The sequence below is a fragment of the Nocardioides sp. CCNWLW239 genome (genome assembly GCF_037137035.1).
Lineage (GTDB): Bacteria > Actinomycetota > Actinomycetes > Propionibacteriales > Nocardioidaceae > Nocardioides.
This window is the reverse complement of the sequence record NZ_JBBBNW010000004.1, coordinates 117,520-135,664: the sequence shown is the minus strand read 5'-3', so window position 1 is coordinate 135,664 and position 18,145 is coordinate 117,520. Positions and strand designations below refer to the sequence as shown.

18 protein-coding genes are annotated in these 18,145 nt (G+C 70.0%); 12 read left to right on the top strand and 6 right to left on the bottom strand.

The features are described from left to right. Positions 1-134 precede the first annotated feature (134 nt). From WBG06_RS17665 to WBG06_RS17655, 3 genes are read left to right on the top strand one after another with little or no spacing between them, the layout of a single operon-like run. Positions 135-713 carry a TetR/AcrR family transcriptional regulator gene (locus WBG06_RS17665; protein ID WP_336738237.1) on the top strand — a complete coding sequence of 193 codons (579 nt, stop codon included), beginning with the start codon at positions 135-137 and terminating at the stop codon, positions 711-713. A 59-nt stretch (positions 714-772) separates the two neighbouring features. After that, positions 773-1,237, top strand: a complete 465-nt coding sequence (locus WBG06_RS17660; protein WP_336738236.1) for a methyltransferase family protein — start codon at positions 773-775, stop codon at positions 1,235-1,237. Positions 1,238-1,282: 45 nt separating this feature from the next. Further along, positions 1,283-1,579, top strand: a complete 297-nt coding sequence (locus WBG06_RS17655) for a GNAT family N-acetyltransferase (RefSeq protein WP_336738235.1) — start codon at positions 1,283-1,285, stop codon at positions 1,577-1,579. A 7-nt stretch (positions 1,580-1,586) separates the two neighbouring features. On the opposite strand, the gene WBG06_RS17650 is transcribed toward WBG06_RS17655, so the two are convergent. Further along, positions 1,587-2,507: a hypothetical protein gene (locus tag WBG06_RS17650; protein WP_336738234.1), complete on the bottom strand. Its 921-nt coding sequence runs from the start codon at positions 2,505-2,507 to the stop codon at positions 1,587-1,589. A 137-nt stretch (positions 2,508-2,644) separates the two neighbouring features. Between WBG06_RS17650 and WBG06_RS17645 the strand changes: the two genes are divergently transcribed. Beyond that, positions 2,645-4,330, top strand: a complete 1,686-nt coding sequence (locus WBG06_RS17645; RefSeq protein ID WP_336738233.1) for an FAD-binding dehydrogenase — start codon at positions 2,645-2,647, stop codon at positions 4,328-4,330. 16 nt (positions 4,331-4,346) lie between these two features. Here WBG06_RS17645 and WBG06_RS17640 read toward each other — a convergent pair whose 3' ends face one another. Continuing rightward, positions 4,347-4,670 (bottom strand): DMT family transporter, encoded by a 324-nt coding sequence (locus WBG06_RS17640; RefSeq protein ID WP_336738232.1) that lies wholly within the window; start codon positions 4,668-4,670, stop codon positions 4,347-4,349. A gap of 86 nt (positions 4,671-4,756) precedes the next feature. Here WBG06_RS17640 and WBG06_RS17635 point away from each other — a divergent pair, with 86 nt between their 5' ends. From WBG06_RS17635 to WBG06_RS17625, 3 genes are all read left to right on the top strand, one after another. Then, positions 4,757-5,317, top strand: a complete 561-nt coding sequence (locus WBG06_RS17635; protein ID WP_336738231.1) for a TetR/AcrR family transcriptional regulator — start codon at positions 4,757-4,759, stop codon at positions 5,315-5,317. A 10-nt stretch (positions 5,318-5,327) separates the two neighbouring features. Then, positions 5,328-6,014 carry an NUDIX hydrolase gene (locus tag WBG06_RS17630; protein ID WP_336738230.1) on the top strand — a complete coding sequence of 229 codons (687 nt, stop codon included), beginning with the start codon at positions 5,328-5,330 and terminating at the stop codon, positions 6,012-6,014. A 261-nt stretch (positions 6,015-6,275) separates the two neighbouring features. Next, positions 6,276-7,388: an ABC transporter substrate-binding protein gene (locus WBG06_RS17625; RefSeq protein WP_336738229.1), complete on the top strand. Its 1,113-nt coding sequence runs from the start codon at positions 6,276-6,278 to the stop codon at positions 7,386-7,388. A gap of 19 nt (positions 7,389-7,407) precedes the next feature. Here the strand turns inward: WBG06_RS17625 and uraH are convergent, their stop codons facing one another. Both uraH and WBG06_RS17615 read right to left on the bottom strand, forming a co-directional pair. Beyond that, entirely contained in the window at positions 7,408-7,722 is a 315-nt protein-coding gene (uraH, locus tag WBG06_RS17620) for a hydroxyisourate hydrolase (RefSeq protein ID WP_336738228.1), read from the bottom strand. Between the two features lie 19 nt (positions 7,723-7,741). Next, positions 7,742-9,289: an AtzH-like domain-containing protein gene (locus tag WBG06_RS17615; protein ID WP_336738227.1), complete on the bottom strand. Its 1,548-nt coding sequence runs from the start codon at positions 9,287-9,289 to the stop codon at positions 7,742-7,744. A 93-nt stretch (positions 9,290-9,382) separates the two neighbouring features. Between WBG06_RS17615 and WBG06_RS17610 the strand changes: the two genes are divergently transcribed. Beyond that, a complete protein-coding gene (locus WBG06_RS17610) occupies positions 9,383-10,210 on the top strand; it encodes a thioesterase family protein (protein ID WP_336738226.1) in 828 nt (275 codons plus the stop codon). Positions 10,211-10,229: 19 nt separating this feature from the next. Here the strand turns inward: WBG06_RS17610 and WBG06_RS17605 are convergent, their stop codons facing one another. Then, entirely contained in the window at positions 10,230-11,921 is a 1,692-nt protein-coding gene (locus tag WBG06_RS17605) for a D-alanyl-D-alanine carboxypeptidase family protein (protein ID WP_336738225.1), read from the bottom strand. 112 nt (positions 11,922-12,033) lie between these two features. On the opposite strand from WBG06_RS17605, the gene WBG06_RS17600 reads away from it, so the two are divergent. From WBG06_RS17600 to WBG06_RS17585, 4 genes are all read left to right on the top strand, one after another. Then, positions 12,034-12,732, top strand: a complete 699-nt coding sequence (locus WBG06_RS17600) for a (deoxy)nucleoside triphosphate pyrophosphohydrolase (RefSeq protein WP_336738224.1) — start codon at positions 12,034-12,036, stop codon at positions 12,730-12,732. A 65-nt stretch (positions 12,733-12,797) separates the two neighbouring features. Next, positions 12,798-13,709, top strand: coding sequence for an N-acetyl-1-D-myo-inositol-2-amino-2-deoxy-alpha-D-glucopyranoside deacetylase (mshB, locus tag WBG06_RS17595; RefSeq protein WP_336738223.1), 912 nt, complete (start codon positions 12,798-12,800; stop codon positions 13,707-13,709). Then, positions 13,706-14,068: a hypothetical protein gene (locus WBG06_RS17590; RefSeq protein ID WP_336738222.1), complete on the top strand. Its 363-nt coding sequence runs from the start codon at positions 13,706-13,708 to the stop codon at positions 14,066-14,068. The genes mshB and WBG06_RS17590 overlap by 4 nt, the downstream gene beginning before the upstream one ends. A 62-nt stretch (positions 14,069-14,130) precedes the next feature. Then, positions 14,131-16,611, top strand: coding sequence for a VanW family protein (locus WBG06_RS17585; protein ID WP_336738221.1), 2,481 nt, complete (start codon positions 14,131-14,133; stop codon positions 16,609-16,611). Positions 16,612-16,672: 61 nt separating this feature from the next. Here the strand turns inward: WBG06_RS17585 and aspS are convergent, their stop codons facing one another. After that, positions 16,673-17,980: an aspartate--tRNA(Asn) ligase gene (gene aspS, locus WBG06_RS17580; RefSeq protein WP_336738220.1), complete on the bottom strand. Its 1,308-nt coding sequence runs from the start codon at positions 17,978-17,980 to the stop codon at positions 16,673-16,675. Between the last annotated feature and the right edge of the window lie 165 nt (positions 17,981-18,145).

Here is an 18,145-nt window from a genome sequence, read left to right as displayed (position 1 = left end):
CCGGTAATTCGCAACGGTGCGTCCAGTTAATCATCTGTACGCCGGTGGACAAGGATGACGGAGCGAGTGATGCGTCACACCAGCGCCCTCGGGATGGGCCGCCACCGACCGCGCGATCTCATAGGATGCCGTGCATGTCAGCCTCAGCAGGAGTGCGCCGTCGAGGTGCCGTACGCAGCGAGGAGGCCCGCATGGCGGTCCTCGACGCGACCGGGCGGCTCTTCGCGACCCAGGGCTACGACCACCTCACCATCGAGGGCATCGCGGCAGAGGCAGGCGTCTCCAAGCAGACCATCTACCGGTGGTGGTCCTCGAAGAGCGCGGTCGTGGCCGACGCCCTGATCGAGGACACGCTGCTCCCGGATCATCCGGTGGTTCCCGACACGGGTGACATCCGCGCCGACCTGATCACCTGGATGCAGAGTCTCGTCGACCTCGGCGCTCAGCCCGGCAACGACAGTCTCGTCCGATCGCTCGTCGCGGCCGCCTGCGAGAACCCCGACATCGGCACCCGCCTCAACGACGCGCTCGGCATCACCGCCACCGTCTCCACTCGCATCGAGACCGCTGTCGCTGCCGGCCAGCTGCCTGCCGATCTGCCGGTCACGGAGTTCGTACGCGCCCTGGTCGGCGGCTTCGTGCTCCACTCCCTCGAACGCACCGAGCCCGCCCCGGACGTCGCCGAGCGCCTGGTCCGCGCGCTCCTGCACTGATCGGGCATACCCAAGAAAGAGGGGGGGCGGTGCCGCCGGGCGGAGTTACGGTGGTCGGTATGCCGAAGGTGCCGCCGCCCGTCTACGTCGCCGCAGGTCTGGTCGCCCAGCATCTGCTCGCCCGGGGCCGCCGGCCGACGATCGTGCGGTCCGTCGCGGCCGGGCTCGTCGCGGCCGGGTCGGTCTACGTCGCAGGCAGCGCGGCCCGTGCGTTCAAGCACAAGGACACCACGTTCAACCCTCTCGAGCCCGAGCGTGCGACCGCGGTCGTCACCGAAGGCCCGTTCCGCTACACCCGCAACCCGATGTACGTCGGCATGACCGGGCTCCTTGCCGCTCACGCGGTGTATCGCGGCGGCCTGTTGTCGTTCCTCCCCGTCGCGGCATTCGTCGCCGTCATCGATCGCACCCAGATTCCCGCGGAGGAGCTGGCGATGTCGCGCGGGTTCGGGGAGGCGTACGACGCATATCGGGCCGTGACGCCCCGGTGGGTCGGTCGTGCCGGGCGCCCGCCGACCCTGTGAGCGACCACACTGGCAAGCCCTTGCCGGACCGTGAAGAATGAACCCGTGACCGACATCGAGTACGTGGACAATCCGGCCAGGCACCGCTACGAGATCCTCGACGGGGAGACGGTTGCGGGGCTCGCGGCCTACCGGCTGCCCGACGACGAGCACGTGGACTTCGTGCACACCGAGGTCAAGGAGGCCTACAACGGCCAGGGACTGGCCTCGAAGCTGGTGGCGTTCGCGCTGGCCGATGTGAAGGCGAAGGGGAAGCGGATCATTCCGCACTGCCCCTACGTGGCGGGGTGGCTGAAGCGGCACGGCGAGGAGTACGCCGACATCACCGACTGGCCCGCCTGATCAGGGCTCAGGCGTCCGCCGCCTTCCGGGGCTCCAGACCCAGCTTGGCCAGGGGCGTGCGCGTCATGTGCGCCGAGGGCCAGGTCTGGCCTCGGGAGGTGCCGCGGGCGTAGAGCCGCGCGTAGAGCCGGGCGCCGGACTGGTAGGTGACGAAGAACTCGTCGCCGACCTCGGCGATGCCTTCGGCCAGATTGGGCAGCCACTGGACGGCGCGGGGCCTGATCGTGACGCGGTCCTGCACGATGAGCTGACTGCGCTTGGCCGGGCCGCGGGAGACGCTGAAGACGTACTCCTCCTCCCGGACCACGACGCCCTGGGTGCCGACCGGGGTGCGGACGCCGATCGGTGTCTTGATCTGCCAGGAGTCGTCCTTGCGGATGTATTTGTAGAGGCGGTTGTTGGCGTGCGACCCGACGTAGAGCAGGTCCTTCGCGGCTGCGAGGTAGGAGCCGGCGGCGAGTGCGACCAGGGGGGAGACGGTCGAGACCGTCGAGAGCGGTTCGGCGTGGACGATCTGGGTCAGCGAGTAGCGGTAGAGGCGAGGTGGGTTGCCCTCGCGGCACACATAGACCTCGTCGCCGATGACCGCGACGCCGCCGGCGTTGACCGGGCCGCTGACGCTGCCCTTCGGTCCGCCCAGGTAGACGGCGTTGATGAGCTCGCCGGACGGCTTGTCGACCAGGGCGAGGGCGGAGCCGAGCTTGTCGCCGTGGTAGCCCTGCAGGAGGAGCTCGGCCTCGGGAGAGTAGGCCAGGCCCTGGGGGACCCAGCCGTGGTCCTCGTCCCCGGTGAGCACTCCGGCGGTGGCGATGTGCGGGATCAGCGGGCCGAGTCTGCTGCCGCTACGGCCCAGCCAGGCCTCGGTGCGGTCGATGCCGCGTTGGACCCACTTCTGCTGCCTCTTGGCCATCACCTTGGGGTCGATCACGAGCAAAAAATCTATCCGCTCGGACGCCGATCGACTGTCGCTTCCGGGTGCGAGTCCGGCAACTGTCCATCAGGCGGAACGGTCAGGCGACAGGTTTCATGTACTCGTCGGTAGGAAAGGTGGCAGGATCTGCCGACATGACTGCGGACATCCAGCGGGACATCCGGCAACGCGCCGACGTGATCGTGGTGGGAGCCGGCCTCGCCGGCCTGGCAGCGGCGGCCGAGGTCGCCGACGCGGGGAAGAGTGTTCTCCTGGTCGACCAGGAGCCCGAGCAGTCGCTGGGCGGCCAGGCCTTCTGGAGCCTCGGCGGGCTCTTCCTCGTCGACAGTCCCGAGCAGCGCCGGATGGGGATCAAGGACTCACCCGAGCTCGCGCTCCAGGACTGGATGGGATCCGCCCAGTTCGACCGCGACGAGGACCTGTGGCCGCGGCGCTGGGCCGAGGCCTACCTCGACTTCGCGGCCGGCGAGAAGCGGTCCTGGCTGCACCAGATGGGCCACCGGATCTTCCCGGTCGTCGGCTGGGCCGAGCGCGGTGACGGCCGTGCCGACGGTCACGGCAACTCCGTGCCGCGCTTCCACATCACCTGGGGGACCGGTCCGGGCGTGGTCGAGCCGTTCGAGCGGCGGGTGCGCGCCCACGCGGACACCGGCCGGATCAGCTTCGCCTTCCGGCACCGCGTCGACCAGGTGCTGGTCGAGGACGGCGCGGCCGTCGGCGTCAGCGGCAAGGTGCTCGAGCCGAGCGGCATCGAGCGGGGGCAGGCGTCCTCCCGCACGGAGGTCGAGGACTTCGAGCTCCGCGGGCAGGCCGTGATCGTCACCTCCGGAGGCATCGGCGGCAACCACGACCTGGTGCGCAAGCACTGGCCGGCACGGCTCGGCACCCCGCCCGCGTCGATGGTCTCCGGTGTCCCGGCACACGTGGACGGCCGGATGCTGGAGATCACCGCGGCGACCGGTGCCCGGATCATCAACGACGACCGGATGTGGCACTACGTCGAGGGCATCCGCAACTGGGACTCGATCTGGGCCAACCACGGCATCCGGATCCTTCCCGGCCCGTCGTCGCTGTGGTTGGACGCGACCGGCAAGCGGCTGCCGGCGCCGTTCTTCCCTGGCTTCGACACCCTCGGCACGCTCAAGCACCTGCGCCAGACCGGCTACGACTACTCCTGGTTCGTGCTCACCGAGAAGATCATCAAGAAGGAGTTCGCGCTCTCCGGCTCGGAGCAGAACCCGGACCTGACCGGCAAGGACATCAAGCTGCTCGCCGAGCGGGCGCGCAAGGGGCCGGGTCCGGTGAAGAGCTTCATGGAGCACGGGGAGGACTTCGTGGTCGCCGAGAACCTCACCGCCCTGGTCCACGGCATGAACGGGCTCGCCGAGAAGGACCCGACGGGGCCGCAGATCTCGGAGCCGGAGCTCAGGCGGATCATCGAGGCCCGCGACCGCGAGATCGCCAACAACTTCACCAAGGACGCCCAGATCACCGCGCTGTACGCCGCCCGTCACTACCGCGGCGACAAGCTGCAGCGCACCGCCAAGCCCCACCGGATCCTCGACCCCGCCGCCGGCCCGTTGATCGCGGTCAAGCTGCACATCCTCTCCCGCAAGACCCTCGGCGGGCTGGAGACAGACCTGTCGGGCCGCTGCCTGACCTCGGCCGGCACCCCGCTGCCCGGGCTCTACGCGGCCGGTGAGGTCTCCGGCTTCGGCGGCGGCGGGATGATGGGCTACAACGCGCTCGAGGGCACCTTCCTCGGCGGGTGCCTGTTCTCAGGACGTACGGCGGGAAGGGCTGCGGCCGCGGCGATCTGAGCTCTCGTCGGCGCGGTCAGTGGGCGCCGGAGAGGTTCAGCCCGACCACGCCGACGACGATCATCGCCAGGAAGCCGGCCTTCGCGGCGGTGAGGTGCTCGCCGAGGAACATCACGCCGATGGCGGCGACCAGGGCGGTGCCGAGGCCGGACCAGATGGCGTACGCCACCGAGACCGGCATCCGCTCGACGACCACGGACAGCAGCCAGATCGAGACGCCGTAGCCGGCCACGACCGCGACCGACCAGGGAACGTTGCGAAACCCTTCGGTGCGCGGGAGCAGCGCGGTGCTGACGACCTCGATCGCGATCGCGACGACGAGCAGGGTGGCGGCGTACATGGTCGGGTCCTCCTGGGGGCGTGTGTAGCGACCGCTACATCACCGAGAAATGTAGCAGTCGCTACATGTTCGGCATAATGCTTTTCATGGACCGCAAGGAGGAGCTCCTCGGGCAGGTGGTCGAGCACGTGCACAAGCACGGGCTGATCGGGCTGACCCTGCGTCCCCTGGCGGCCGCGATCGGCACCAGCGACCGGATGCTGATCTACCACTTCGGCGGCCGCGACGAGCTGGTCGCCGCGGTGGTGGCGCGGACCAACGAGCTCTCCGTTGCTGCGATCGGAGCGATGGAGCCGGCCGCCGACGTACGTTCCGGGGTGGAGGCGCTGTGGCGCTCCTACCGCAGCGAGCCGCTGCACAGCTGCCTGCAGATCTACCTGCAGGCGGCCGCGACCGGACTGATCGGGATGGAGCCCTACCGCTCGGTCGTCAAGGAGACCAACGAGCTGTGGTACGCCGCGCTGCGCGACTACATCACCGCCTGCGGTGCGCCGGCTGAGCGTGCGGGCCGGATCGTCACGCTCGTCGACTCCTCGCTGTTCGGCTTCCATCTGGACCTGGCCACCGACCGCCCCGACGAGCTCGCCGCGGGGGTGGCCGACCTGGCTGTGGCCGCTGGCGCGATCGCCGAGGGCAGAATCATCTAGGGTCTGCCACGTGGAGTGCCCCAAGTTCGCGGTGAGTGTGGACCTCGTCGTGCTCACCGTCCGCGACGACGCGCTCTGCGCCCTGGTCGTACGTCGCGGCATCGAGCCCTATCGGGGGGCCTGGGCGCTTCCGGGCGGGTTCGTCCTCGACGACGAGGGCCTCGAGGAGGCGGCGGCGCGCGAGCTCGCCGAGGAGACCGGCGTGCGGCCGGGAAGCGTCCATGTCGAGCAGCTGGCGACGTACGGCGCTCCGGGGCGGGACCCGAGGGCGCGGGTCGTGACGGTCGCCTACCTCGCGCTGGCGCCCGATCTTCCGGTGCCGGCGGCGGGGTCGGACGCGGCCGACGCGCAGTGGCGCCCGGTCGACTCCCTGCTCGCCGGCGACGGCCTCGCCTTCGACCATGCCGCGATCCTCCGCGACGGCGTCGAGCGGGCGCGCTCCAAGCTCGAGTACTCGCCTCTGGGGGCGGCCTTCTGTGCCGAGGAGTTCACCGTCGCCGAGCTGCGCCGGGTCTACGAGATCGTCTGGGGCGAGCGCCTCGACCCCCGCAACTTCCATCGCAAGGTCACCAAGACGGAGGCTTTTCTCGAGCCCACGGGTGCCACGACCACACGCGATGGCGGTCGGCCGGCTCAGCTCTTCCGGCGGGGTTCCGCCGAGCACCTGCACCCGCCGCTCCTGCGGCGTACGACCTGACTGCCCCAACCCGGTCAGCAGGTCACCGAGCGGTCTCGGCGCGATCACGAACCGATAACGGTCGAGGCTCGGGGCGTACGCGCGTCGGGCAACTAGACCCCAGCCGCGGCATCCCTGTCCAGTCGACGCCGTCCAGTCGACGCCGTCCGGTCGACGACGCGAAAGGTTCACCCGGCCGCGGGATCGGCGGTGCCGTCCGGCAACCTCCGCTGGCTACCGTGCCCCGAATCCGTCTGAACTCCCCGAAGGGATCTCGTCTCGATGTCGACCTCAGGCTCCCGGGCCTTGCTGCGTACGTCCGGGCGATGCCGGGCTGTCGTGCTCGCTGTCGTGATCAGCGTCGCCACCACGCTGGCCGCCTGCGGCTCCGAGCCCGACGGTGGCGGCAGCGACCCGGGTTTCGGCACCGTCTCGATGCACTACTCCTGGATCAAGGACGAGGACTACGCCGGCCAGTTCTACGCCGAAGACAAGGGCTACTACGAGGAAGCCGACTTCGACGCGGTCAACGGCATCTCCGGTCCCGGTGAGGGTGTCGCCCAGCTCCTCTCCGGCAAGGTCCAGGTCGCCATCAGCGACGCAGCCGCGGTCGGCTCCGTCATCGCCGAGCAGGACGCGAAGCTGAAGATCATCGGCGCGACCCTCCAGAAGAACCCGCTCACGATCGTCTCCCTCGAGGGTGCCGGCATCGCGACGCCGGCCGACCTCGTGGGCAAGAGGATCGGCGTCCGGGACGCCGACATCGACATCCTCCGGGCGTTGCTCGCGGCCAACGGGCTCGAGGAGCAGAAGAACGACATCACGATCGTCCCGGCCGAGTTCGATGCGAGGCCGTTGGTCGACGGCGGGCTCGACGGGTTCGTGGCCGAACTGACCGACGAGTCGATCATCTTCGAGCTCGCCGGCCACGAGGTCAAAGATCTGCCCTTCGCCGACAACGGCCTGCCGTACGTCGCTCAGACCTACACGGTCACCGACCAGTATCTCGCCGAGAACCGCGATCTCCTCGAGGCGCTGCTGATCGCCGAGATCAAGGGCTGGACCGAGACCTTCCGGAACCCCGGCGACGAGGTGGTCGAGGTCGTCACCACCCACTTCGAGGAGGCGGCCGGCGACTCCGACGGGCTCGAGGCCAGCTTCGGCGAGCTCGACCCGGCGAAGGTCGAGCGCGGCCTCGAGGTGTCGCAGCAGCTGATCTCGACGCCGGAGACCGAGAAGAACGGCCTCCTCACCATCTCCGCGGAGCGCCAGCAGCAGACCATCGACTCGCTCGCCGCTGCGGGATGGGAGGTCTCGGCCGAGGACCTGTTCGACACCTCGATCCTCGACGAGATCTATGCGGAGCATCCCGAGCTGAAGGCCTACCGGAAGTAGCCCTCAGGACGGGCAGAGCTCAGCTGCCGCGGTAGGTCGTGTAGGCGAACGGGCTGAGCAGGAGCGCGACGTGGTGGTGCTCGCCTGCCGTGACCGTGAACCCGACGCTCACCTCAGGGAAGAACGTCTCGCGGTCCTGATCGGCGAACCAGGGCCCGGTCTCGAAGACCAGCGTGTGCGGTCCGGGCGACATCTCGCCGTCGAACCGCACCCGCCCGTCGCCGTCGGTGGTCGCGGTGAGCGCGCTGCCGTCGGGACGGGTGAGGATCAGCGCGAGCCCCGCCGCGGGCCGTCCGAGAGCGGCGTCGAGGACGTGGGTCGAAAGTGTGGTCATGCGATCAAGCCTGGCAGGGTCAGAGGTCTGCGGCGAGCGCGAGGAGGTCGCGGTCGCGGCCCGGAGCGGCGACCAGGCAGAGACCGGCGGGGAGGTTGGCCGAGGTGCGGACCGGGACCGAGACGGCGGGAAGACCGGCGATCCCGGCGATACAGGTGAGGCTCAGGGTGTCGTCACGGACGCCGGGAGCATCGGCTGCCACCGGCGCCACGGTGGACGCGCTGGGGAAGGCGAGCACGCGGTCTCCGACGACGTCGAGGATCTCCGCACGGGCCTGCGAGAGCACGGCACGTGCCTCTGCGGCCTGCTCCCGCGTGACCGCCCGGGCCATCTCGAACCGCCCGCGCACCGCCTCGCCGAGCGTGTCCAGCCGGGTCTCGAGCCAGGCTCCGTGGGCCTGCCACGCCTGGTAGGCCTGTCCGACGACGAAGGCCTGGCGCCACTCGTCCAGCCGGTTCGGCTCCCAGGCCAACGGGGTGGCATCGGGCAGCGCCTCGGTCACGGCGGTGGCGACTTCGTCCGAGGCCAGCCCCACCAGCGACGGCACCAGCTGGATCTCGTCGACGGTGGTGCTCGAGCCGGACGAGCCTGCAGGTGCCTCCGGCAGCAGTACGTCGCCGACCGCTTGCAGCAGGAACGCAGAACGCGTCATCCACCCGACGGCGTCGAAGGCCTTGGCGAGCGGGAACAGCCCGTCTCGCGAGACGGCCCCGTGAGATGTACGGATCCCGAAGAGGCCCTGGTAGGCGGCCGGGACGCGGATCGACCCGCCGGTGTCGGTGCCGAGCCCGATCGAGGCCTGGCCGAGCGCGACCGCCGTCGCCGGTCCCGACGAGGAGCCGCCGGGGATCCGGCCGGGAGCCTTCGGGTTGGGCGGCGCCCCGTAGTGGGCGTTGAGGCCGGACAGCGAGTAGGCGAACTCCTCGGTGCGTGCGATCCCGCGGATCGAGGCCCCGGCGTCCAGCAAGGAGGCGACCGCGGCGGCGTGCGACGGCGCCGGCGGAGCCTGCTCGAGCCAGGCCGGGCTCCCGGCGCCCACGGCGAAACCGGCGACCGCGAACAGGTCCTTGATCGCCACGGTCTCGCCCGAGAGGGCGCCGTCGGCGGTGTGCGAGGAGACCAGCGGGTCGCCGACGACGCGCCAGGTCCGGCTGTCGAAAGCCGGTTCGGGCGCCGAGACGTGGGCCGCGGTGACCTGCCAGCCGGCGTACTCGATCCGCACCGGGTCCCGCGCCCACAGCTGGGTCTGAAGGCCGCGCCCGCCGCGGTCGAGCTCGGTGACCGCCACGATCAGCGCGTGATCCTCGTCGATGACCTGCACGTGGGTCTGCACGATGCGTCGCTTCGGAGCACCGCCGCGCGACCTCCGGAAGCCGGCGATCTGCTCGTGACCGACGATCAGCCCGGCGGCATCGCCGCGCAAGGTGGTCGGTGAGTCGGCGAAGAGTGCGTCCAGCGCGTCGAGGTCGTCGGACATCAGGGCGCTCTCGTACGCCCGGAATGCCTGCAGCAGCCCGTGGGGGACCGGCTTGAGCTGGGCGCCGTCGCGAGCTTGTCGAGGGGTCATGGGGCGAAGTCTGCCCTGTCGAGCCAGCGAGCGCCCAGCGACACCGCGGGCCCCGTCGTCGATCGTTTCAGTCCTCGATCTAGATTATTACTCATGAGTAATAGGGAGCAGGCTGAGTTCGACCGCGACATCGAGATCCGTAGGACCGGGCCCGCCACGTACGCAGCCGAGCTCGCCCCCGGCTGGGTGGTCGGCGGTGGCGTCAACGGTGGCTATCTGCTCGCGGTCATCGGCAACGCGCTGCGGGCCCACCTGCCCCGGCACCCGGACCCGATCGTGCTGAGCGCGTTCTACGCCGGCGCCAGCACGCCGGGGCCGGCCGAGGTCCGGATCTCGACCAAGCGCGACAAGGGCTCGCTGGCGATCGCGACCGCGGAGCTGTGGCAGGGCGACGACCTGCGCATCACCACGACCGCGACGTACGCGGACCTCGACGGCCTGCACGCCAAGAGCAGCGGCTTCGAGCGGGTCACCGCGACCGAGCCGGAGCTGCCGCCGCTCGAGGAGTGCGTGTCCTCCACCACCGCGCCGGAGTCGGTGAAGGAGTTCGTGCCGATGCTGGACCGCTACGAGCTCTGCGTGCCGAAGGAGCAGTTCGTCTGGGGCGGGGCGGCGCCGACCGGCGAGGCTGTCTTCACCGGCTGGTTCCGGCACCACGACCGTGAGCCCGACCCGCTCTCGCTGCTGCAGGTGCTCGACGCGCTCCCGCCGGTCACCTTCGGCCTGGAACTCCCCGGCTGGGCGCCCACCCTGGAGCTCACCTGCCACATCCGCCACAAGCCGGCACCGGGCTGGCTCAAGGTCACCCACTTCTCGCGCAACCTCTCGGGAGGGATGTTCGAGGAGGACTGCGAGGTCTGGGACTCCGAGGGCCGACTCGTCGCGCAGGCGCGTCAGCTGGCCCGGCTGCCGCGCGCCTGAGCCCGGATCCGGGCTCGAGTCACATCGGGGCGCAGCGGTCCTTCCCGCCGTACGCGTCCCAGTGCCAGGCCTCGGGCGCGTACTGCTTGAGCCCGAACTCCAGCGCCGTCTTGTTCAGGAACGTCCACACCTTGCTGGACGGCTCCGAGGCCCGCGTCGCGCAGGTCTTGCCGCCGGTCACGCTGGGCTCCTCGAAGTCGATGGCGATGCCGAGCTGGTGCGAGGAGTACCCGGGCTGTGCGGTCAGCGTGTAGTCGCCGGCCTGGCAGCCACCGCTGAGATCCTCGCGGCACAGTGCCTTCTGCTTCTCCATCGTCCGGAAAGAGCTGCCCGCGACCAGGTCGATGCCCTGCTTCGACGCCTTCCTGACCAGCGCCGCCGCGGCTCCGGAGATGCGGGCGTTGACGACGGTCAGGCCGTCGGAGCCGTCGATGTAGTAGTTGTCGCCCTTGGTGCTCTCGGTGCCGGTGTTGGGCAGCCCCTCGACCGCGCAGAGGCGCACCGGGATCAGCTTGCCAGCGTCGTAGCCCTCGCCCTCACCGAGGTCCTTCGTGCCCGGTGCACACTCGAGCGCGGTCGAGTCGGCGCGTACGTCGCCCACCGGCTTCGTCGGGGCAGCCACCTCGAGCAGCTTGCCCTCGGTGGCGCCGTCGGCGCGCTGCTCGGAGGCCTCGACGGTCAGCTCGGCGAGGTGGCCGGTGACCCCGCCCGCCGTCGCGGGATCGGCGGTGTCGGTGGTGGCCCCCCTGTCCGGCGCCGTCTTCGGGACGTCGTCCGGGCAGGTCGTGATGTTCTCGCCGAGCGGCTTCTGGGTTCCCGTCGCGAGCGTGATGTTCGCGCACACGACGGTGGTGTGGTCGCGTTTGGCGTAGGTGTCCTGCCAGGTGCGGTAGCCCGCGACCGAGAAGCTGTTGGTGGCCTCGTCGACCTGCAGCGTACGCAGCGTCAAGCCGTCGCCGTAGGCGCCAGGCTGTTCGAGCCAGGTCCCGATGTCGTCGGCGGTCACCTCCCAGCCGACGCTGCGCAGCGACGCCACCGCCACCGACAGGTCGCTGCCGACCCCGACCATGTCGTCGGTCGTGGTCTGCTTCCACTCCTGCGTCTGCTGGTAGAAGTCGTACGCGCCATAACCCCCGACTCCGACGAGCGCGAGCACCAACAGCCCCACGAGCACCTTCGGCCACCGTCGCTTCTTCGGCGGCTCAGGCCCGAACCGGCCGGGACCGAGATCCTGTGGGTAGGCCGGGGGCTGCCCGGAGTGGTGCTGGTCGGGGTAGTGCTGCCCGGGGTAGTTCTGGTCGGGGTAGTACGGATCACCGTAGTTCGGATCTCCGTAATTCGGATCGCCGTAGTTCTGGTCGCCGTAGTTCTGATCGGGATAGTTCGCGCCCGGATATTTCGGCTCCGGATAATTCTGTCCCGGATAGTGCTGTTCCGGATAGTTCGATCCGGCCTGAGGCTGGTGCTGGTGAGAGTGCTCCGGGTAGGGCTGCTGCGTGGGCGAGTAAGGCTGCTGCTGGCCCGGGTAGCGGCGGTCGCCCGCGTAGGGCTGGTGCTGGCCAGGTCGGGGCCACTGCTGACCCGCGTGCGGCCGCGGTGGTCGTCCCGGCTGCGGCTGCTGGGGCTGCCGGGAGCCCGGGTAGGGCTGCTGCCCCTGGTAGGGCGGGCGAGTCTCGCCGGGGCGCCGCGGCGGCCACTGCTGATCGCTCATGAGGGGGCCCCGGACGGGGGCAGGCAGGCGACGAGCAGAAGACGGTGGGGCACGGCGTTGCAGCGTACCCAAGAGACACCACTTTCCGGGGGTCTAGGGAACAATCTCACACGTGAACACCCCCAAGACCGTAGTAGCCGCGGCGATCCTCAGCGCCGACGGCAAGCAGGTGCTGGCTGCGAGGCGTACGTCGCCGCCGGAGGCCGCCGGCCGCTGGGAGCTCCCTGGCGGCAAGGTCGAGGATGGCGAGACGCCCGAGTCGGCGCTCGTCCGGGAGATCGGCGAGGAGCTCGGCTGCCTGATCGAGGTGCTCGACTGGATGCAGGGCGAAGCGCCCATCGGTGAGAGCCACCGGTTGATCGCTGCGACCGCCCGGGTCGTCGCCGGCGAGCCGAGGCCCCGCGAGCACGACCAGGTCCTCTGGCTGGCGGCCGAGGATCTCGACTCGGTCGACTGGCTGGAGCCCGACCGGCCGTTCCTCGGCGCGCTCCGCCACGTGCTCGGGGTCCCCGAAGGGGCAACGCTGCGCGGCATCTTCTTCGAGGAGGAGGACGTCCGCTCGGTGGCGGCGACGCTGGAGGGACAGGGCTGGACGGCCCGGGTCAGCCGGGAGCGCTACCAGGGCGAGGACGACGACGAGGACCACCCGTGGTCGGTGGAGACCGACGCCCCGGAGATGGTCCTGGAGCTCCTGGTCGATGAATACGACGGCTGGCTCGACATCCCCGAGGACGCACCGGACGACTCGATCGCCCCCGAGCCCGTCGAGCTCCCCGACACCCCCAAGCGCATCAAGAGATCCCCCGAGTAGGACCTGCCTGCTGCGCCCGCCGGCTCCGACTCGCGGATTCTCCGCCCCGACCTAGGATCGAGTTCGTGACTTCTGAGAAGAGCCTGCTGCTCGTGCACGCCCACCCCGACGACGAGACGATCGCGACGGGGGCGACGATGGCGAAATACCTCGCCGAGGGAGCCCGCGTCACCCTGGTGACCTGCACGGCGGGTGAGATGGGCGAGATCCTGGTGCCGGAGCTGGAGCACCTCGCCGCCGATCGGGATGACGCCCTCGGCGAGCACCGCCGCGGCGAGATCGAGAACGCGATGGCGGCGCTGAAGTCGCCCGACGGCAACGAGGTCGACCACCGCTGGCTGGGTGGGTTCGGCAACTACCGCGACTCCGGGATGACCTGGAGCGAGGACCGCACCCATGCGCTGCCCGATCCCGACGCCCGCGAGAACGCCTTCTGGTACGCCGACCTCACCGAGGCCGCCGACCACCTGGTGACGATCATCCGCGAGGTGCGTCCGCAGGTCCTGGTCACCTACGACGAGTTCGGCAACTACGGCCACCCCGACCACATCCAGGCACACCGGGTCGCGACGTACGCCGCCCATCTCGCCGCCGTCCCGACCTACAAGAAGGAGCTCGGCGAGCCTCACGAGATCGACCGGATCTATTGGACCGCGATCGCGGAGAGCTGGCTCCGGGAGGGCCTGCGGGCCGCCCGGGACACCGGTGACGCGGACGCGCTGGGTGGCATGGACCCCGAGGGCCCGCTGCCGATGGCAACGCCCGACGTCGACATCGCCGCCGCGATCGACGGCACCGCCTACGCAGACCAGAAGGTCGCCGCGATGCGTGCCTACCCCACCCAGATGGACATGGAGCAGGGCATGTTCGCGATGACCAACAGCCTCGGTACGACCGCGTGGTCCCACGAGCACTTCCGGATCGCCAAGGGGAGCGTCGACGGCGCCGGTCTGACCGATCTCTTCACCGGGTTGTGAGGCCGGTCGCCGGTGGCCGCGGCCTGGCGCGTGCCGCGGCCGGTCTTCTCCTGGGCCTGGTCGTCGGCGTCGCGGCGGTGGCCGTCCACCCGTGGTGGTGGGGTCTGCTGCTCGCCGTGGCCGCGTCCTCGGCGACACTGCTGGCGCTCCCGCGCGGAGTCGCGAGGGTGACGTACGCCGTGGCCTGGGCGATCGTGGTCGCGCTGGCCGCGACACCGAGGCCGACGGGCGGCTACGCCATCGCGGGTGATGTCGCGGGATACGTGATGATCGCGTGGGCGGTGCTGATGGTCGTGGTGGCGACCGCGACCGTGTCGAGGGCCGCTTCGGGGGCCGGCGGGGCCCACCCCGGCGAGTGACGAACGTCCCAAGATGGGCTACGGGTTCGGCCTAGGGGGGTATAGGTCCTAGGCTCTCCCGCATGTCCCATGAGCCCGAGGCCTCCAAGGCCCCCGAGCCTGCGAAGCAAACTGACGCAGCCGGGTCCAACGCCAGCCACACTGGTGCGGACGATGCTGCCATCGAGACGATCATGATCCCGCAGATCGAGATCGACGCTCGTGTTGCCGAGTCCACGGGTGCCAAGCCGGTGGCGAACGTTCCTGATGAGGAGCCCGACGGCGCGACCCGCATCGTCGCTCCGGGGGACTTCGACGACGCCGTCGAGGAGACCCTGCTGCGCAGCACGATGCTGCGCTCGGAGCTGCCGAAGCGGGCACCGCTCCCGGAGGAAGACAACTACCTGTTCGTCTCGAAGAACCGTACGTTCGCGCCGGAGCCGGACGTGGTCGACGACGCTCCCGAGGTGGACAGCGAAGCCCCCACCGAAGTCGCGCTCTCCAGCCAGGACGCCCCTGACGACGACGAGCCGTGGGAGCAGACGGTAGCCGCCGTCGGGCCCTTCGTGCACGATCCCGCGCAGGCCGAAGCAGGCCAGGCAGGGTACGACCAGGCGGGTTACGAACTGGCGGCTTACGACCAGTCCGGGTATGACCAAGCCGGCGGCTACGACGAGCGTGGTCACCACGAGCCTGGCTATGACGAGCCCGGCCACGATCATGCCGCATACACCCAGCCCCAGTCTGGCTATGCCCCGTCGGGCCATGCCCAGCCGGACCATGCTCAGCCGGACTACGCGCTGCCGGTCGCAGCCGAGGGCAAGCAGATCGGCCGCGGCGCCAAGATCGCTGCCGCTGTCGCGGGTGGCGTCGCCATCCTCGCCTTCGGCGGCTGGGCCGCGGCGTACGCGCTGGCCGGGGACAAGATCCCCGAGGGCACGACGGTGGCCGGTGTGGACATCGGCGGTATGAAGGTCGACGAGGCGACGCCGCTGCTGGACCAGAAGTTCGCCCCTGCCCACAGCCAGCCGATCCACGTGAGCGCCGGCGGCAGCACGACCGAGGTCAACCCGGCGGAAGCGGGCCTGAGCTTCGATGCCGAGGCGACGATCGCGAAGGCCGACGCCGGCCGCAGCTGGAGCCCGGTCAAGCTGTGGAAGCACTTCAACGGCGGCGGCGAGCTCGAGCCCGTCATCAAGGCCGACGACGCGCTGATCGCCAAGGTCTCCGCCAAGGTGAACAAGCGCGCCGGCACCCCGTTCAAGGATGGCGACGTCGTCATCAGGAAGGGCAAGATCAAGACCACCCAGCCGGTCGCGGGTGAGGGCGTCGGCGACGACGCGCTCCGTGCGGCGCTCGCCGGCCAGCTGCTCGTCGAGGGCGACCGCAAGGCCGACGTACCCCTCGAGGAGCTGACTCCGGACGTCGACGAGACCGACGTCAAGGAGGCGGTCGACAAGGTCGCAACCCCCGCCGTGTCCGGGCCGATCACGCTGAAGTTCGAGAAGACCCCGGTGGAGCTGTCCCCGAGGGAGTTCGGCGAGGCGATCCGCTTCGACCCCAAGGACGGCGAGCTGCAGGCCTCCGTCGCCTCCGGCAAGCTCAAGAAGGTGCTGAAGACGGCCCTCGCCGACGACGCCGCGAAGCCGGTCGACGCGACCGTCGAGCTGGTCAACGGCACGCCGAAGGTCGTGCCCGCCAAGCCTGGCGTCACCTTCAACCAGAAGGACCTGGAGGCCGTGTTCCTCGACGTCGTCACGGCTGGCCAAGGTGAGCGCACGGTCGAGGTGAAGTCGAAGGTCGCCAAGCCGAAGGTCACCACCGAGGAGGCCAAGGCCTGGGGGATCAAGGAGAAGGTCTCCTCCTTCACCACCAACTTCCCCTACGCCGAATACCGCAACGTCAACATCGGCCGCGCCGCCGAGCTGGTCAACGGCACCGTGCTGGCCCCGGGTGACACCTTCTCGATGAACGGCATCGTCGGGGAGCGCACGGCGGCCAACGGCTTCACCAAGGGCTGGATGATCCAGAACGGGATCTTCCGCGAGGACTACGGCGGCGGTGTCTCGCAGATGGCGACGACCACCTTCAACGCGATGTTCTTCGCCGGGCTCCAGGACGTCGAGCACAAGGCGCACTCGCTCTACATCGACCGTTACCCGATCGGCCGTGAGGCGACCGTCGCATGGCCGTCGCTGGACCTGAAGTTCAAGAACAACACCAAGTACGGCGTGCTCATCCACTCCTGGGTCAACCCCGCCAGCGGCAGCAGCCAGGGCTCGGTCACCGTCGAGATGTGGTCCACCAAGATCTGGGACATCAAGGCCCGCACCGGCGAGCGCTACGACTTCAAGCCGCCGGGCAAGCAGAAGATCACCGACGGCAACTGCGAGAACACCGTCGGCGCCCAGGGCTTCTCGATCAACGTCTGGCGCGACTTCTACAACGCCAGCTCCGGCGCCAAGGTCGACACCGAGACCTTCAAGACCGTCTACATCCCGCAGGACGAGGTCGAGTGCACCGACGAGTCCAAGAACCCGCCGCCTCCTGCTGACCCCAACTGATCGCCGTTGTGAAGCTGAGAGTGGTCCATAGGCCACTCTCGGCTTCACAACGTTCCGACGGCTACGGCGTGAGGCGGTGCAGGTCCCTCGGGAACAAGGTGGCCTCGCGGATGTTGGCGGCTTCGACGATCCGGGCGACCCAACGCTCCAGGCCCAGCGCGAAGCCGCCGTGGGGTGGCATCCCGTGTGCGAAGGCCTGCAGATACGAGGCGTACGCCGCGGGCTCCTCGCCGCGCGCCCGGATCGCGGCCTCGTAGTCGGTGAGCCGGTGCAGGCGCTGTCCACCGGTGACCAGCTCGAGACCCCGGAAGAGCAGGTCGAAGCTGTTGCTCCAGCGCGAGGACCCTGGTGATCGAGCCTGTCGAGATTCGGCGTGGGTGTAGAACGGCCGCTTCCGCATCGGGTAGCCCTCGACGGCCAAGAAGTCGGAGTCGTACGTCTCCCGCGCCCATGCGCCGAGCGCGCGCTCGTGCTCGGGAGCGAGGTCCGGCTCGTCCTCGGGCGCCCCGACCAGCTCCAGCGCCTCGCTGAAGTGGATCACCGGGATCTCCGGCGGCACCACGGGTAGGTTCAGGTCGAGCCGCTCGACCGCTCCGGCGGCGTACATCTCGATCCCTGTCCGCATCCCCGCGAGGACCTCACGCAGGACGGCGAGCACGTCCCGGTGGTCGCGGATGAAGCCGAGCTCGACGTCGAGGCTGACGTACTCGGCCAGATGGCGCACCGTGTCGTGCGGCTCGGCCCGGAAGACCGGCCCGACCTCGTAGACCCGCTCGAAGACCCCGACCAGCTGCTGCTTGTAGAACTGCGGCGACTGGGCGAGATAGGCGGGCCGGCCGAAGTAGTCGATCTCGAAGACGTCGGCCCCCGACTCGGTCGCCGACTCCACGATCTTGGGGGAGTGGACCTCGGTGAAACCGGCGGCGTCCAGCGTCGCTCGGAAGCCACGCAGGGACGCGGCGGCGAGGTCCCAGCGGGCTCGGACCGCGGGGTGGCGCCAGGTCACCGGTGCGTGGTCGAGCAGGGTCGGCAACCCGGCGGCGAGCTCGGGCCGCCACAGCTCGACCGGCGGAGTGTGGGCCGGCTCGGAGAGCGCTGTGACCACCGGCGCGGTCACCTCGACCCCTCCCGGTGCCTGGGGGTTCGCGGTGGCGACGCCGACCACCTCGACGGGCGTCTCCTCGGGTGGCAGGTCCTGCGCGTCGGCGGGCTTGACCACCACCTGCGCCAGACCGGTCCGGTCCCGCAGCACCAGAAAGCTCACGGCGGCGAGCTCACGGCGACGGTGCACGTGCCCGCAGAGTCGGACGGGCTCGCCCGGCGCGACGGCGTGAAGGTGGCCGGCGAGCGTACGTTCTATCGGTTTCATTCGTTCCTCCAGGTGGCGAGGCCCTGGAGGTGTGGGCGGGGGCTAGGTCGCGGTGCCACCACACCTTCGCTGATGTGTCATCAGCCTCTCGTCGATCCGCCGTACGCGCGGGCGCCGCCTTGCCGCGATGGCCGAGGGTCGTCACTCCTCGGCGGTGCCGTCACC